The following is a 14,842-nucleotide window of genomic DNA, read 5'->3' as shown; positions in this document are numbered from 1 at the left end:
AAAAGAATGTTAAACGAACAACAGCAACAGGACTATATGAAAAAATGGTTTACTTTATCTGAACAAGCTAGTATGCATGGTTTTACTTGGCCGAGCTTATTAGAGAACGATGAATGGTGTCAATACATGTCTACAAGCATAAAGAAAATCAATAAAAAGGAATATTATGATATTATAGAAGCGACAGATTTAGTAAAAACAATCTTCCAACGGATTTATGAATACTTATTAGAAAGCTATGAGGGATTCTTACAATTAAAATTACCTACAGAATTATGGGAAGTAACTAGAACACATTATGAAGGTTTATTCTCTTATTTCACTAGATTTGATTTCATCGTTAACAATGGCGAAATCAAACTAATAGAAATTAATGCAGATACCCCAACTGGCTATTTAGAACCGTCTGTAGCAAATCAAGTATTATGTGATCATCACAATGTTATAAATCCAAACTGCTTAGAAGAGAAACTGCATAAAGCATGGAATAAAATTATAACTGACTATCAATTAAAGCCCAATGATCTTATACACTTTACTAGCTATGATTGGCACGAAGAAGATTTTCAAACGGTAAAATTTATTCAGCAGCATTGTCCACAACCAAATGATTATGTAGGCATACAAAGTATAGTTGTAAAGGACGATGGGCTATATACACCAGGTGGAATTAAAATTGAATATTTATATCGCCTGTATCCATTAGAGTACTTATTGGATGATAAGGATTCAAGTGGAAAACGAATTGGGCTTATGTTTTTAGATCACATTGCGCAGCGAAGAGTAAAAATTATTAATCCACCATCTGCCTTTCTTATTCAAAACAAAGGTGTCTTAGCATTGATTTGGCAACTCTATGAGCAAAATAAATGGTTTACAGAACAGGAACATGCCATTATTGAAAAGTACTTCTTACCAACTTACTTCTCAAAAGACAAATTTGAAGAAAATAATATAGACTATGTGAAAAAGGCAACTTTTGGAAGAGAAGGAGCCGGTGTTTCAATCATCAATCAAGGGAAAGAAGTAGCCGCAGATAAAACACCTTACTATGATCAACAGCATAAAATCTATCAAAAGTATATAGAAATGCCTGATTGTAAAATTGATACCTGGGATGGTGACTACACAGGTAAACTATTAATTGGTTCACATCTAATTGGTGGTGAAGCTGCTGGGCTATTCTTACGAGTAGGTGAAAAAATAACAGGGAACTTATCAATGTTTATAGGCATTACAACAGAATAAAAAGTTGTAATGACCGGTTATCAATTACAAAATGCTTATCATTATTGGAGGAAAACATGAGCTATATTAGATTAGAATTAGAAATCAACTTAGATCAACATAAACTAACAGAAAAGGATTTTTGCAAGGTAGTAGATAAGTTTTTTAAAAAATTATTTAGATTAACAAGAGCAGAGTCCTCCGAAGAAAAGATGGGATTTAATATAGTCAATAGACACATTACCGTTGATGTATCTATTGACCTAAAAGAAAAGTTTTTTAATATATTCCCTAAGTTTAACTCCACCGAATTAATAAAAGCTTTAGATGTTATTACAAAATACATCAAATATGAAAATTGTGAAAAGGTAGGTAGTATATATATTAACCAATACAATACTCATAAAGACCTATTTGCATACCAGAACAAACTTTATTTATCAGAAATAACACATGAAGAGAATCAAAAGATTCAAACCGTTAGAGGGCTAAATGAAGGCGAGGTTTCCTTTAAAATTTCTAATGAAATAGAAGAAATTCCAGTAGAAACAAACGTGGTCCTTGCACATATGAGCTTAGAAAGAAACTAATAAAAGGGAGTGACATGATGTTAAAAAAAATTAATAATGTAATTAACAATATACAAGAGGATATTAGCTGTAACCGTGCATTATACATAATTGAATGTATAAAAAAACATCAAGATAATGTCACAACATTAATAACTGTTGGACCTTTAACCAAATCTATTTTAGTTAATACTCAAGATTTAAACATTACGGAAATCAATAAAGAAAAATACTTAATAGCATTTAGTGATTATTTCTTTTCCTTTAAAACAATGGGTTTTTCAACAGATTTTTCAACTTTAAAATGGGTAAATGATACAAAATTTAAGCTTGAACTTACATCTAATCATAAAATACCAGTACAAATTTGCTTTCTCGTAGAACTTAATGGCATTTCAAAAGAAGAGTACTTTACTAAATGAATCCAACATTGAAAGGAATAATATTTTGAAAAAAGCTAATTCAAGTTTATTATTTGGATCCCGTAAGCTTTCCGAATTAGGTAAGCTATATAAAGTGATGGAAATACAAAATCAACTAAATAATATCATTAACATTCCTAAAAACCCTAGTGAAATTATATATCCTCAAAACAAGAAATATTAAATAATTTAAGGAGTAAAATATATGAAGTATTTAAGAATGTTACCTGTATATATATTTCTTGGCTGGTCTGTATTTTTAGCAACACTTATAGTTACTAATAAAATTTCAGATTTACCTGGAATTCTACAACTATTCCTAGTTATGATAACTATACTAGGTCTAATATTTGGTATTGCTTTATTTTTCCAATCAGATATTGATAAGTTCAATTCTTTCTTTTTACGGACATTATTTTTAATAGGAATCCCTTTAATAATGTACTACATTACTAGCACTGGCTTGCTAGATGAACTCTTGGATTATCTAGTAACTAATTAATCTTTTAAAAGGAGCTACTATACTATGATCGAATTTCAATCAGGAAAAAGAGAAGGTTATATTTATGGTTATATATTTCTTTCAGGAAATAAAGGTTTAGTTTTAGACGAAGGTCCAAATGAGTACCCAATAGATTCTGCTGAACTACTAATCAATGGAGAATTTGTTTTATTGGAAAATTTAACATTAGATTTATTGAAGAAAAAAATCTATATGGTTCTAAAGCAAGGATTAAAGAAAGTCTTATATCATAGTTCTGAAATTAAAGGACATTATTATTTTAAGAAAGAGATATTCAGAAACAATAATGTCCTTTAAACGTAAATATGGATTATCAAAACAAGATAATCAGTGAGAACAAAGTGGAAGCATAATTTTGCATAAATGCAAGGATATGCTTCTTCATTGTTTTTCACGCTTTAAAAATTCACTTAAAGTTTATTTTTTACACTTTTACACTTGTGTAAAAGTGTAAAAGTGTTATAATAAAGGTAGGCATAAAGCCATATGCCAACACAAATAAAAGGAGTGTAAAACTATGCAAACAATGTTAATTAGTACAGAGTCAGATCCGTTTTTCCAAAAATTCTTTAGTGAACATCCTGTAAAAAACAATGTAATTGTAATTAATTTCAACAAGAAATATTTCATTTTTGAAAGTGAAAATATCATTTCAATGATGAAACAATTCGCACCTAAAGAACGTGAATACGCTAAACGTCAGTTACAATTATATGCGGCTCAAAAACGTGATATTAATAGCTGTCTAGAGGAAATTGCATCTGATTATGTGAGACGACATTATGCAAACTAATGACCTCATAAAAGGTTTCCAAAACAAAAAAATAGAATGCGAGATCCTACCCTCACATTCTAGGTGTTGAAGTATATTGTAAAGGGCAAGACTCTCCTTGTCCTTTAACCCATTGTATACAAATTATTATACTCTCAAAAAATGAAACTGTAAAATCGTCCAAAATATATTCTAAAATGAACGATCAGGAGGGTTTGCTATATGCTGCTTAACTTAAATAAAATGTTATTGGCTTCATTTATTCAAATAATAATTTTTTATTTACTAATTAATATTTTATAATAAACTAGAAGAATTATTGCTTCTTAAACGATACTGCATTAGTACATAACATAAATTATTTAAAACAAGAAATATATAAAGGAGGGTTTAGAATGTTTAAAAAGGTTAAAGAATGGCTCTTTGAATATACATTTACCAAATATTTAGTGCAATTAAATAAACAAAAGTATAACTCTCACGTACCTCTTGATTCACTACAGCAATTAAAAATCATTAAATTACTTAAATATCTTGGTGTTCAAGATTGTAAATTGGAAATATACCAAAAGCCCCAAAAAGAATCCTATAATTTAAAAATGTCTGACTTACAAATAACCAATACTTCGATTACTGTTAATTTAGAAAAAAAACGTACATTTGAATTAAATTATAAAATCGATGGAGGCTCAACAATTCTACTAAGTGATGATAGTACAATGGTATTCGAGCTATCAGACTCTACATTTAATATTAAACTGACCGTACTATTACCTTTCACAATAGAACATCTCATTGAAGAATCGAAAAGATTATCTAAAGAGCGACAAGATCCGTTCAATTATAACGAATGATTTATTACAGAAATATCCCTATTCAAAAATGCAAATTACTTTAAATAGGGATTTTTTATTTTACTTAAAATCACTATAAACAAACAAGCCCCTTACATCATTTAAATGAGGATTTTTAGCTATAAAGTCTTATTGTATTACAAACACCCTTAAAGTCCTTTACAATTAAATCTGACGCTTCATTTTTTTAATACATATTAATTTTTTATAAAAAGTGTTCACCAGCTACTAAAAACATGATTAACCAAAAACAGACTATCATTAGACATACAGTCCTACATTTCTGGCAAAGCTTTTTAGCACTTTCTAGTACATATTTCATATTATCTGAACTCCTTATTAGCTTGCTAATTCCATTCGAATATCATAAGTGTCTATTAAAATTTTCTTTCTCTTACAATAACTTATAAGCATTCTAGTAACCTCTTCTGATGGACAATCATTATACTTTGCTTTTGCTTGTACAATTTTCCACCTGCGATCATAATTAATTTCCAAGCAATGAGTAATTTTACCTTCTACTTTATCCTCTACCAAAACAATGAATAATTTTTTGTTTATAGCAGCATCAGCATATGATCCAACACATATCCCTAACCGAGAGCCTACATCTATTAATTGGTGATTACTCTTAGCTAATACTAACTTATGTGTATCTGTTTCCATTTCTAATTTTTTCTGTTCTTCATTGGTGTATTGTATTTCAATATACTTTTCCTTAATTTTTTTATAATCCCTAGCTAATTGATCATGAAAAGAGCCGATGCTTCTAACCTTCGGAACTTGATAATCAGCAATTTCTTTAATTAATTTCTTTTTCATATTGAAAATATCTTTCACTATTGTAAAAAATTCTGATGGGCTATGATAAAATTCTGTTACTAAATCTTTCATGAAATCAATGAGTGCATTTGCATATTTCTTTTCACTCGAAAAATACATTTTTAAATCTAAAAATTCCTTTAAATATCTCTTTTTAAACATACTCTCAATAAACATCCAGTAACCACCATTACGCATAACCTTCTCAAATTCTCGCAAGAAGTACTGTCTAATATCTACATTTTTAAATAATGATAAAGTAAATTTATATAAAAATAGCATTTTCGGGTTATCAGCTATATATTTCCTTTCTTTTTTTGTAGATGATTCCCCGGTTAACCACTCTAATATTTTTTCTTGTTTGTACCCAACCTCTAAAAGCTGTTTTCTCTTTTCTTTTGCTTTTTTAAATTCATTACGGAAATTGCTATTTAAAGCGAACTCTATAGGTAACGAAGTTAACTGCGGATACATTATAAACAACGGAAAATCACTTAAACTTAAAGGCTGTTTTTGAATTAACCATGAAGGCAAAAGAGCCCCCATAAATTCATTGCAAGCTGGATCTTGCTGCATATACTGTAAATGTTCAAAAATAAAAGCCCATCCTTTAGGAATACAGCCAAATGTCAAATTTGCAATTCTATTGTTTTTAGGATTTTTAGCTTTTCTTACTAAATAAGTATGTTTGGTCTTCTTGTTATGAGTAACATTGTATTTATATAACAAAGACATTTTTTGCATCTTTCTGCTCTTAAAATGAAACTTTAAAATATGATGGTGAAATGCACAGCTATATACTATCTTATCCTGATAATCAAAAACCTTTCCGTACACTTTAGTAATATAAGTTGCTTTTTTAAAATGTTTAATTATTCTTTTCTTACAAATAGGACAACAGTATTTATGTCTTCCCGTTTCTAGCTCAAAAGCATCCGAAATCTTATTGCAATTACTACAAAACACTAAATTTCTCTGTTCCCAAGTATAAACATCCTGTGAATTTATACGAAAGCTTTCTTTAAATGGATTCTTAAAAATAATTTTTTCATTGCCACTCATTAATCTTCTCCCCCAAATTAACGATAGAAAAAGGGATTTCTTTAAATTTAAGAGATCCCCTTTTCCTAATTATTTAGCAAATTCAATCCAGCACTTTTCTAGGTTAAAACGAACTTCTTTACTATATGAATTACCTGTATTAGCACTTTTTAATTTAACTTTAATTACTTGGCCAGATAAAAGTTTTGCCGCTTCATTTTTAGTAATATTTTTTTTACCTAATTTCTCTAACCCATTTTTCCATAAAGATACTTTGCACCCATCTTTATATCCACTACATGAGAATGATTTAGTATTTTCATAGATTGGCTTTCCGCATTTCGGACATTTCGCAATAACCTCTCTGGCTGTAGCTGCTTTTACTGCGCCTTGAACGTTCTTGATATTTGCCTTAATTTCAGTTGCAATACGACCAATTAAGCTCTCTAAATCATCATAAAATTCTTGCTCTGTTTTCTCATTTCGTTCTATTTGAGCTAAAGAAGTTTCGAATTCTGCTGTTAATTCCGCACTATATAAGCAGAATGACGGTGGCATCATCATAATAACTGTTCTACCTAATTTTGTTGAGATCAAGTGCTTTCCTTTTTCTTCAATAAAATTCCGTTTTTTTAATGTCTCAAGAATTTGTGCTCTTGTTGCAGGAGTACCTACACCTTCTGCCGCTTTTAATATTGCCTTACTTTCTTTACTTTCAACATACTTCCCAGCCTTCTCCATGTCTTCAAGTATTGTACCCTCACTATACCTAGCTGGTGGCTTAGTTTCTTTTTCTTTTAAAGTGTAATCTCCAATACTATCTAATGTAGTTTTTTGTAATACACTCTCTTGTACTTCTTTATTTTCTAAAACTAACCAACCTTGTTCACGCAATACTTTCTCGGTTGCTTTAAATGTTTCTGGACCATCTTGAAAAGATGCTGTTACTTTCTCAAAAACTGCTGGAGGATAAAATGCACTCACAAAACGTAAGAAAATTTCATCATATAGCTTTCTTTCATCTGAAACTAGACTACTAGGTTTTTCAGTGGTAATAATAACAGCTTCATGGTCCGATACTTTGCTTGGATCTACAAACGTTTGTTCAATTTCCCACTCATTATCTATAATGGATTTAACCCATTCATTTGATGAATGACACGCTAATAGTCCTGGTAACTCTTCGTCATTTGCTAGATATTCGCTGCTAGTACGTGGATACGATACAAATTTTTTATCATATAATTTTTGTAATACTTCTAATGTTTTTGATGCACTCCATCCTACTTTTTTGTTCATATATACCTGTAAGGACGTTAAACTAAAGAGCTTACGAGGTTTTTCCTTTACTCGTTCCGATTTAACCGAGTAGCCTGTACGATTCCCCAGCACCTCTAATCTAGCTTGAGCATCCGCTTGTGTCAGCTGCTCGTCCTTTTCTAATACCATTTCAAATAATTTTGTTGCATCCTTTCCTAAATTCATTACTGGAGCAACAATGGTAAAATGTTTTACCTTTTTGAAGTTTTCGATTATATAATCTCTTTTTACAATCATAGCCAATGTAGGTGTTTGTACTCGCCCAAGTGATAAAACAGAAGGGCTGTTACTTAATTTCGTAAGCAGTTGTGTTGCATTTAAACCGATTAACATGTCACTCTCTTCACGAAGCTTACCAGCAAGAACTAGACCAGCATACTCACTATTATCTTTTGCCTCTTGAAAAGCTTTTTTAATACCACTCTCCGTTTGATCACGGACCCAAAGTCGCATTACTTTTTTATTGCCGATATTTCCTTTCTTAAAAATTTTAGAAAATATATGCTGTCCCTCTCTTCCAGCATCTGTTGAGCAATATATTAATTCTGCTTGCTTCATCAAATCTACAACAATCTTATACTGTTTTCTAACTCCTGCATCATCCTTTACTTGTAAAGGAATATCTCTTAAAAAGAATGGTAAATTTGATGGATCACCCTTCCAACCAAAATCAGGATTAATCTGATCTGGGTTTACACATTCAACTAAATGTCCAAATGCATATGTATATATCCGTCCATCATTACCTTCATAATAACCATTCTTCCTTGTAGAACCACCACTTAAGGCTTTTGCATAATCCTCCGCTTGCGACGGTTTTTCACAGACAAATAATTCTTTCACCATAATTCACTCCTTATTACATTTAAATTTATTTATTTTCAATTAGAGATTTAAAACAAATTCCAATAAACGACTAAAAATACTACTAACCAAAAGGGTAATACTAAGAAAAAGGCATTAATACATCCTTCTATAAAAGCAAATGGAGTTTCTTCAATTCGCACTATGTTTTCCATATAATGTTCTCCCTTCCTAACCCCAGCATCTATTCTTAATAAGCATCCAAATGGAGTTAAATATTAAAAATACAAAAGTAATTCGCGAAGCCCCTAATGCCAATTCTGGAAGTGTACAATTCCCTAATCCCTTAATAATAGGAACGGAGAGATCTGCTTTGTCTAAAAGCGCACAAAACAGTAATATGAATAAAACTTGTACATATGATTTAACAATAAAGCTCGCTACTCTTGGAATTTCTTTTCCTAATGAAAAAGATTCTGTTTTAACCTTTTGTAACAACAATTTTTTCCGATATTCAAATTCATATCGAAATTTTTGTTTTACTTCTGGATTTTTCTTTTTTCTTTCCGAACATTCTATTTTAAATAGACCCTTAAGATTCTCTATTTGCCACCTTGGTCTAACATCCATAAAACCTTCCTGTACGCATATTTCCTCAGCCTTTTCCCATAATAATTTTTGATAAAAATACGATTGATTTCCTAGCAATTCAGCTATTATTTTCACTCTTTTTTTCTGGCATATATATAATTCATAACCTGCTAATGCCCAGGCTAAATCAATAACTTGTACAGTGTCATTTGCATCACTAAATTTTGGTATAGTAATAACTCCACTATATTTTCCCCCTTTGTCGCTCTGACTATCTCCACCAAATTGATAGCCTGTTAGACCACCCATTTCTACAGAGAGAACCGAATGTATAAAACTCTCTTTAATATGAATTTCTTTCTCTGCAATCCGTTGTAAAATCTTTTCTTTTGGTGTAAGACTCATCTATACCCTCCCCTTCTCTAAATTTTTTTGTTTTACCATACTACTAGGTTAACTCTTCATTTCCCATGCTGCCGACCAATTAACTAGCCAAAAACTCCCGTAAAACTCTCATTTTTATTCATAAATAAAAATAGACCTTCACTAACATAAGTGAAAGTCTATCTTTAAATCCTTTTAATTAAAGAAAAATGTCTATTTGGCTTATACAAACTCTTGGTTGTATCAACTGAAAATATGTTCAAAATAAAGAGGTTATTCACATTCAGGACAACACGGCGTCAAGCATTTCGATTTATTTCTTTTTATCTTGATAAAGCATCATAAGAGCTATTATAATTACTGATAAACTAAAAGTAACGCCACTAATCTTTTCAATTGTTTTATAAGTAACTACTCTACATAAACCAGCTAATGCACCGCTAGTAATAAGTACCCCTACAAATATAGCTATAACCCCATCTAATTTTGGAATTAATTCATTCTTTATTTTCATTTTCTATCTCCTTTTTGTACACGATCTTTACTTCTTACTTATAATAAAATTCAAATTTGTTTAAACTATTTATGCTGTTCTTCGTCCATTACTCGTTTTTGTCTATCTAAATATGATTCTGCCATTCCGTTCAGAAAACATCTATAACAAATTTTCAATTCGAATTCTTTGGTCCCAGTTATCGCCAAAAAATCACACTCACAACTTTTACATTCGCAACTTACCGTTTTATTTTTTTCATTATCCATCTACCGTCCCCTCATTTCTTAATAAAATTCAAATTTGATTAAACATGTAATATTCGACTAAAAGCCAAACTAAAATACCAGAACCAATTAAAACTAAAAACTTTATATAGTCCTCATTAAACTTCAAGTTATCCACATTCCCTTTTTCGCTGCTTTTGCAGATACTTCAACTTTCTTTTTATTGAGTTGTAAGTAATCCCCCTTCTGGATTTAATAAAGGTTCTATTACAACGCCACCATCCATTCCTGCATTTCGAATTACTTTTAAATATTGAACTTTTGTTTCTTCATCAGTGATAATAAAAGTATGATCATCTAATTTTTTTGTAGAAAAACGATTATCTTTTACTTCGTCACCTACATATGGTTTACCATTCGCTTGAAATAAAGTTACAATATCTAATCCACCATCAAATCCTGCATTTCGAACTACTTTTAAATATTGAACTTTTGTTTTCTTATCAATTAAGACAAGTGTATATTTATCAAGCTCTTTTGCCTTGAATCTTGAATTTGAATATTCGCTTTCTTTTGGTGATTGTGATTTAATCCCAACAGAATTTTGTACTGTTGATTCTTTATTAGATATGTTAAAGCTAGAGCATCCTCCTATCATAGAAAGTGCTATAACACATGACAATTTCATAAAAATTTTTCTATTTTTCATTAGATAATCCCCTTATGTACAAAATTAAAATTTGATTACAATCTATAAAATAATGCCTAATCCTTTAGCATTCTCCATCACACATATAAATAGGTCTTTCACACTTGTTACAGATATAACTATACCTTGATGTTCCTACGATCTTATTTACAACTGTTTTATCAAACTCATATCCTACGGATTCATAGTCCCATTCTTGGTAGTATTCTTCCACTCGTATAATACGATCGACTACTTTCGTTAAAACCATATCAATAAAGGAAGCAATTGGTGTTTTATTAAACTGTTTTCTGTCTGGATAATCTCTTACACAGGTAATAAAACTCCACTCTAACCCTTGTAAATCCGTGAAATAACTTTTATCCTCTGCCCAATAACTAGGATCTGCTTCTAAATCTAATTCTCCATATAGACTTCCGCTTAACTCTAGATTAGTTAAATCATTAATAGTATTTTTACTAAACGGAATAAGTTTACTCCCTTCAATTGCATAATAATCTTTTAAAAATGGATATTGGATAACTGCATCTTCCCATTTTCCATTATTAATTAAATTAATTAACCCTTTATACTCTTCTTTAATAACTACCTTTCCACGTAAAGCCGTGTACTTAGTTGACATTCTCTCCATCCCCCTTCTCGACAAAATTCAAATACTATAGCAATCTATTAAATAAAGCATTTATTGATCTGCTATTATTTTTTCTAACAATTCATTATCGGCTTCTCCCAAATCTAATCCTTTGCTCAAAACAGGAATACCTTGAATTTCTGCCAACAGTTTATGTAAAATGTCATACTCATCAATCTTATGTGGTTCACTTTTAAAAGAGGATTCCCTTAAAAGGTCGGAAATAAACGTTTTTAAATTAAAGTTAATAAATCCGTTCTCACACAATGTATTGTATACATCTAATACCATATGCATAACATTTTGTATCCCTACATCCTCTAAACCCAAACCATATAATTTAGCAGTAAATAGTTTTATATCATTTTTGTAATCAATACGTTTAAAATGTCCTTTTGTATATAAAATAAGTTGTTTTTCCCAATAATATAGTTCCATTTTCATCCCTACTTTCCTATAAAATTCAAATTGTATTAACTTCTATTTTCATCTAACATTTTTATACATTAATTAATTTTAACTCGACATTACGTATGATGCCGATCACATGGCTATCAAAATACTCCCATAAAACTCTCATTTTTATATATAAAAAATGGTCCCTTACCTATAAAGGAAAGGGACCATTACTATGATAGTTTATTATTTAGTTTCAGTTTTTTTCAATATCACAAATGGATTTGTGAAAAATACTTTTGTCATTATTGCAACCAAACATACAGTGATTTATGACATGTACACCGAAGTTATCATAACCATGTTTTAAGTAACGACTATCTTTTTCACAAAGATCACATTCCCCAATTTCATCGTAATCTAACGGAATTCTTATATCTTCTTTTCCTTCACACATCTAATCACCCTGCTATTTTTAATTTATCTAGAAAACTCCAGTTCTCGTTTTTCCCTTTCTAACTTGCCATGTTTTAAATCCTCTTTAACATCTAACTTTGAGTTTTCGTTTTGGTATACAATTTCATTTAATAAAATACTTCTTTGATCATTTGTTAAGTACTGAATTCCATACTGTTCCTGGTCTTTCACTATTTGTTCCATTGGTCCAGAATAAAAATAATCCCCAATGTCATATCGCTGGGGATTAATAATAGAAACTTTATCTTCTTGAGGAACTAACACATTGTAACGAGTCTTGTAATAACTAAGTTCTTCCCTTCCAGCCTCTTTACCCAGCTGCACTTCTTTTTCTAATCTTGAAATTAATTCATTTGCCTGTCCAAAAGGCATAGCTGAATTACCGGAGAGCTGATGATGTTCAGACCACTTTACCAACATTAGAGGACGTTTGATATTATTTTGTGTAGTCGGCCAATCCTCTTCGTTGATCGCAAAGAATTTTTCTTTATTCTTTCCATTAAAACGTTTAATTAGAAGATCATGTTTATCTTTAAACATTTCTGGAGCATACTCATTTTTTATTGACCAGTTTACAAATTGCTCCTTCTCCATTTCCTCAATTCGAGCGCTGTCTATCCCCTCATAACGCACTAAGTATACTTTATTACCTGTTTGGGCATTTATACGCTCTGCTTCTATTTCTTTAGCTTTTACAAGCTCTTTCTCAATGATTTCAATAAATTCCACACTAGCTGCTCGAACTTCTTTTAATAGTTTTTCTTTATTATCTAATGTTTGGTCTTTCGTCCAGTTATAGATATATTGAAGACTCTTCTCTTCTTTATCTTCACCACCCAAACCAAAATAAGCAGAAACGGCATAAGATACCATTTCTGCTTGAAATTCTGCTTCATGTGTTTCAATATTAAAGACTTTCATTCCAGAATGAAGCTTAGCATGAGCTAATTCATGTATAAGAGTTGTAGCATTTTGCACTTCTGAATTACGATGATTTAACTCGATAGCGTTCTCCATCGGATAAAATACGCCTTTTGCAGCCCCTATATCTGTTCTACACGGTTGTATTTTAACACCAATATGATCTGCCACTTTCTCTAATCCCTTTTGAAATACCTCATAATTATCTACCTTTCCATCTAGCCACCTATTTGGAAAAATTTTAGGTAAATCACTAGCTGGGGCATTTGTTTGACTAATATCATAAACATGCCCTATAGAGTACTTCATATAATCTGGATAACTTTTAAACTCTTTACTTTTTATTTTCTTTTTTTCATCTGGTTTTGCTTCCTTTAAAAGTTTCCAATTTCCTTCTGCATCTTGAAAACGCCCTTTAACAGGGCATGGAGTTAGGATTTTAATACCTTTCTCACCTTTTTGGACCGAATAACCTTTATCCTTCCAAAATTTAAATGAACCTACAGCACTTGCCCCTCTAAACTGATTTTGAATCAAAGATACATTATTTGGTGAGTATTGATAAAATTGTGCCATAAATTGAAGGTATTCTTTTAGATTTTCTGGCGATAAAAAGTGTCCCTCTATAGCTTTATCCATATTCTCGGTTAAAGCCGCTACTTCTGCTTTCTGCTGCTCTGGTGTCTTTTTCTTATAAGTTGCCTTCGCCATTACTATTTCCCCTCTCCAAATGGATTATCCGCTCTTAGAAGGGCTATATTTTCTATTTCTCTTTCATGATGAATTATTTGTTCATGAAAACCTACTAATCTCTTCTTTTCAATATCTACTTCTAACATAATTGGTTCACCTGCTGTTAGTTGTTGCTCCAGGTGATCAATTGCAAAATCTCCAATTGGTATTGAAACTTTCTCACCCCTCGTGGAAAATACCATTTCTTTTGATGTAATTTCTTCTAACAAACAAAGTCTTCCCATTCTAATACCTCCGAATATTAATTTGCCACTTTTTCAGTGTGTCTGCATTTTGGAAATGATGAACAACCTAAAAACATTCGTCCATCATGAGTCCGAGATACCAATACCTCTCCACATTTCGGACACTTTCTTGTTGCTGGTTCTACTGATTTTCTTATATCAGCGGGTTTCTGTTCTGGATTTACTTGTACAATAAATTCTTGTAAAGATGATCTATCCAGTAGTTTCACATCACATGCTCTTGCTAATTGTTTTGCTGATGATGTATATGTACTATTTGTGATTACCCATGCTTCATTAGCTTTATAGAAGGCTTTAGCTGCATAAATTTCTTGTATAGCTTTAATTCCTACTCTGTTCTTAAAACCATATCTTTTCGCTTGAATAACAACTCTATTTTCTCCTTCAAATATTAGATCTGCTCCAAAATCATGACTACCGTTCGTAACAGCTGCCTTATATCCCAGCTTTGTAAATATAGCCTCAAGAAAGAATTCAAATTGTCGTCCATCCATTTGATCAATGTCTCTGATCCCTGACTTTAAGAATATATTTTTCACTTTACGCTTTTGCATTACCTTATAAAGCATCAACAGCACAAATAATATGATGCTGCAATAAAACATATACGGTGAAACATCTATGAGAAGCATCTCTACACCTCCTTTTAAAAAAGAAATAA

Annotated in this window: 19 protein-coding genes and 1 pseudogene; 7 read left to right on the top strand and 13 right to left on the bottom strand. The window is 30.9% G+C overall.

What is annotated here, in order from left to right:
- Positions 1 to 6: 6 nt before the first annotated feature.
- The 7 genes and pseudogenes from CER22_RS22745 (at position 7) to CER22_RS22715 (ending at position 4,367) form a co-directional block, all read left to right on the top strand.
- Positions 7 to 1,248, top strand: a complete 1,242-nt coding sequence (locus tag CER22_RS22745; RefSeq protein ID WP_088609636.1) for a glutathionylspermidine synthase family protein — start codon at positions 7 to 9, stop codon at positions 1,246 to 1,248.
- 56 nt (positions 1,249 to 1,304) lie between these two features.
- On the top strand, positions 1,305 to 1,817 hold the full coding sequence (locus CER22_RS22740; RefSeq protein WP_088609635.1) for a hypothetical protein: 513 nt from the start codon (positions 1,305 to 1,307) through the stop codon (positions 1,815 to 1,817).
- Positions 1,818 to 1,834: 17 nt separating this feature from the next.
- Complete coding sequence (locus tag CER22_RS22735) at positions 1,835 to 2,218, top strand: hypothetical protein (protein WP_256943724.1); 384 nt, start codon at positions 1,835 to 1,837, stop codon at positions 2,216 to 2,218.
- Positions 2,219 to 2,423: 205 nt separating this feature from the next.
- Positions 2,424 to 2,720: a hypothetical protein gene (locus CER22_RS22730; protein ID WP_088609633.1), complete on the top strand. Its 297-nt coding sequence runs from the start codon at positions 2,424 to 2,426 to the stop codon at positions 2,718 to 2,720.
- A 24-nt stretch (positions 2,721 to 2,744) separates the two neighbouring features.
- Positions 2,745 to 2,974, top strand: a pseudogene (locus tag CER22_RS22725) (hypothetical protein).
- A 284-nt stretch (positions 2,975 to 3,258) separates the two neighbouring features.
- Positions 3,259 to 3,534, top strand: a complete 276-nt coding sequence (locus CER22_RS22720; RefSeq protein ID WP_088609632.1) for a hypothetical protein — start codon at positions 3,259 to 3,261, stop codon at positions 3,532 to 3,534.
- Positions 3,535 to 3,908: 374 nt separating this feature from the next.
- Positions 3,909 to 4,367 carry a hypothetical protein gene (locus tag CER22_RS22715; RefSeq protein WP_088609631.1) on the top strand — a complete coding sequence of 153 codons (459 nt, stop codon included), beginning with the start codon at positions 3,909 to 3,911 and terminating at the stop codon, positions 4,365 to 4,367.
- A 339-nt stretch (positions 4,368 to 4,706) separates the two neighbouring features.
- Here CER22_RS22715 and CER22_RS22710 read toward each other — a convergent pair whose 3' ends face one another.
- From CER22_RS22710 to CER22_RS22655, 13 genes are all read right to left on the bottom strand, one after another.
- Entirely contained in the window at positions 4,707 to 6,251 is a 1,545-nt protein-coding gene (locus tag CER22_RS22710; protein WP_088609630.1) for a PcfJ domain-containing protein, read from the bottom strand.
- Positions 6,252 to 6,320: 69 nt separating this feature from the next.
- Positions 6,321 to 8,396 (bottom strand): DNA topoisomerase, encoded by a 2,076-nt coding sequence (locus CER22_RS22705; protein ID WP_088609629.1) that lies wholly within the window; start codon positions 8,394 to 8,396, stop codon positions 6,321 to 6,323.
- A 47-nt stretch (positions 8,397 to 8,443) separates the two neighbouring features.
- Positions 8,444 to 8,569: a hypothetical protein gene (locus tag CER22_RS33715; protein WP_256943723.1), complete on the bottom strand. Its 126-nt coding sequence runs from the start codon at positions 8,567 to 8,569 to the stop codon at positions 8,444 to 8,446.
- A 16-nt stretch (positions 8,570 to 8,585) separates the two neighbouring features.
- Positions 8,586 to 9,350 carry a hypothetical protein gene (locus CER22_RS22700; protein ID WP_088609628.1) on the bottom strand — a complete coding sequence of 255 codons (765 nt, stop codon included), beginning with the start codon at positions 9,348 to 9,350 and terminating at the stop codon, positions 8,586 to 8,588.
- A gap of 292 nt (positions 9,351 to 9,642) precedes the next feature.
- Positions 9,643 to 9,843: a hypothetical protein gene (locus CER22_RS22695; protein WP_088609627.1), complete on the bottom strand. Its 201-nt coding sequence runs from the start codon at positions 9,841 to 9,843 to the stop codon at positions 9,643 to 9,645.
- Between the two features lie 65 nt (positions 9,844 to 9,908).
- On the bottom strand, positions 9,909 to 10,091 hold the full coding sequence (locus CER22_RS22690; RefSeq protein WP_088609626.1) for a hypothetical protein: 183 nt from the start codon (positions 10,089 to 10,091) through the stop codon (positions 9,909 to 9,911).
- Between the two features lie 178 nt (positions 10,092 to 10,269).
- On the bottom strand, positions 10,270 to 10,758 hold the full coding sequence (locus CER22_RS22685; protein ID WP_088609625.1) for a hypothetical protein: 489 nt from the start codon (positions 10,756 to 10,758) through the stop codon (positions 10,270 to 10,272).
- Between the two features lie 64 nt (positions 10,759 to 10,822).
- A complete protein-coding gene (locus tag CER22_RS22680) occupies positions 10,823 to 11,380 on the bottom strand; it encodes a hypothetical protein (protein WP_088609624.1) in 558 nt (185 codons plus the stop codon).
- 60 nt (positions 11,381 to 11,440) lie between these two features.
- A complete protein-coding gene (locus CER22_RS22675) occupies positions 11,441 to 11,833 on the bottom strand; it encodes a hypothetical protein (protein WP_256943722.1) in 393 nt (130 codons plus the stop codon).
- 208 nt (positions 11,834 to 12,041) lie between these two features.
- Positions 12,042 to 12,242: a hypothetical protein gene (locus tag CER22_RS22670; protein WP_088609623.1), complete on the bottom strand. Its 201-nt coding sequence runs from the start codon at positions 12,240 to 12,242 to the stop codon at positions 12,042 to 12,044.
- 23 nt (positions 12,243 to 12,265) lie between these two features.
- Positions 12,266 to 13,894 carry an LPD25 domain-containing protein gene (locus tag CER22_RS22665; protein WP_088609622.1) on the bottom strand — a complete coding sequence of 543 codons (1,629 nt, stop codon included), beginning with the start codon at positions 13,892 to 13,894 and terminating at the stop codon, positions 12,266 to 12,268.
- A gap of 2 nt (positions 13,895 to 13,896) precedes the next feature.
- Entirely contained in the window at positions 13,897 to 14,160 is a 264-nt protein-coding gene (locus tag CER22_RS22660) for a hypothetical protein (RefSeq protein WP_000532996.1), read from the bottom strand.
- Between the two features lie 17 nt (positions 14,161 to 14,177).
- Entirely contained in the window at positions 14,178 to 14,813 is a 636-nt protein-coding gene (locus tag CER22_RS22655; RefSeq protein WP_000924385.1) for a restriction endonuclease, read from the bottom strand.
- Between the last annotated feature and the right edge of the window lie 29 nt (positions 14,814 to 14,842).

Origin of the sequence: Bacillus sp. K2I17 (assembly GCF_002209985.1) — a bacterium.
Taxonomy (GTDB): Bacteria; Bacillota; Bacilli; order Bacillales; family Bacillaceae_G; genus Bacillus_A; species Bacillus_A wiedmannii.
The sequence above is the reverse complement of the archived record's forward strand: the minus strand, read 5'-3'. Positions and strand labels throughout refer to the sequence as shown.

Bases quoted from the DNA above. Each gene is read 5' to 3' on its own strand.
- CER22_RS22720 (WP_088609632.1), top strand. From the start codon at position 3,259: ATGCAAACAATGTTAATTAGTACAGAGTCAGATCCGTTTTTCCAAAAA.
- CER22_RS22705 (WP_088609629.1), bottom strand. From the start codon at position 8,396: ATGGTGAAAGAATTATTTGTCTGTGAAAAACCGTCGCAAGCGGAGGAT.
- CER22_RS22695 (WP_088609627.1), bottom strand. From the start codon at position 9,843: ATGAAAATAAAGAATGAATTAATTCCAAAATTAGATGGGGTTATAGCT.
- CER22_RS22675 (WP_256943722.1), bottom strand. From the start codon at position 11,833: ATGAAAATGGAACTATATTATTGGGAAAAACAACTTATTTTATATACA.
- CER22_RS22730 (WP_088609633.1), top strand. From the start codon at position 2,424: ATGAAGTATTTAAGAATGTTACCTGTATATATATTTCTTGGCTGGTCT.
- CER22_RS22735 (WP_256943724.1), top strand. From the start codon at position 1,835: ATGTTAAAAAAAATTAATAATGTAATTAACAATATACAAGAGGATATT.
- CER22_RS22685 (WP_088609625.1), bottom strand. From the start codon at position 10,758: ATGAAAAATAGAAAAATTTTTATGAAATTGTCATGTGTTATAGCACTT.
- CER22_RS22710 (WP_088609630.1), bottom strand. From the start codon at position 6,251: ATGAGTGGCAATGAAAAAATTATTTTTAAGAATCCATTTAAAGAAAGC.
- CER22_RS22660 (WP_000532996.1), bottom strand. From the start codon at position 14,160: ATGGGAAGACTTTGTTTGTTAGAAGAAATTACATCAAAAGAAATGGTA.
- CER22_RS22690 (WP_088609626.1), bottom strand. From the start codon at position 10,091: ATGGATAATGAAAAAAATAAAACGGTAAGTTGCGAATGTAAAAGTTGT.
- CER22_RS22680 (WP_088609624.1), bottom strand. From the start codon at position 11,380: ATGTCAACTAAGTACACGGCTTTACGTGGAAAGGTAGTTATTAAAGAA.
- CER22_RS22700 (WP_088609628.1), bottom strand. From the start codon at position 9,350: ATGAGTCTTACACCAAAAGAAAAGATTTTACAACGGATTGCAGAGAAA.
- CER22_RS22740 (WP_088609635.1), top strand. From the start codon at position 1,305: ATGAGCTATATTAGATTAGAATTAGAAATCAACTTAGATCAACATAAA.
- CER22_RS22715 (WP_088609631.1), top strand. From the start codon at position 3,909: ATGTTTAAAAAGGTTAAAGAATGGCTCTTTGAATATACATTTACCAAA.
- CER22_RS22655 (WP_000924385.1), bottom strand. From the start codon at position 14,813: ATGCTTCTCATAGATGTTTCACCGTATATGTTTTATTGCAGCATCATA.
- CER22_RS22665 (WP_088609622.1), bottom strand. From the start codon at position 13,894: ATGGCGAAGGCAACTTATAAGAAAAAGACACCAGAGCAGCAGAAAGCA.
- CER22_RS33715 (WP_256943723.1), bottom strand. From the start codon at position 8,569: ATGGAAAACATAGTGCGAATTGAAGAAACTCCATTTGCTTTTATAGAA.
- CER22_RS22670 (WP_088609623.1), bottom strand. From the start codon at position 12,242: ATGTGTGAAGGAAAAGAAGATATAAGAATTCCGTTAGATTACGATGAA.
- CER22_RS22745 (WP_088609636.1), top strand. From the start codon at position 7: ATGTTAAACGAACAACAGCAACAGGACTATATGAAAAAATGGTTTACT.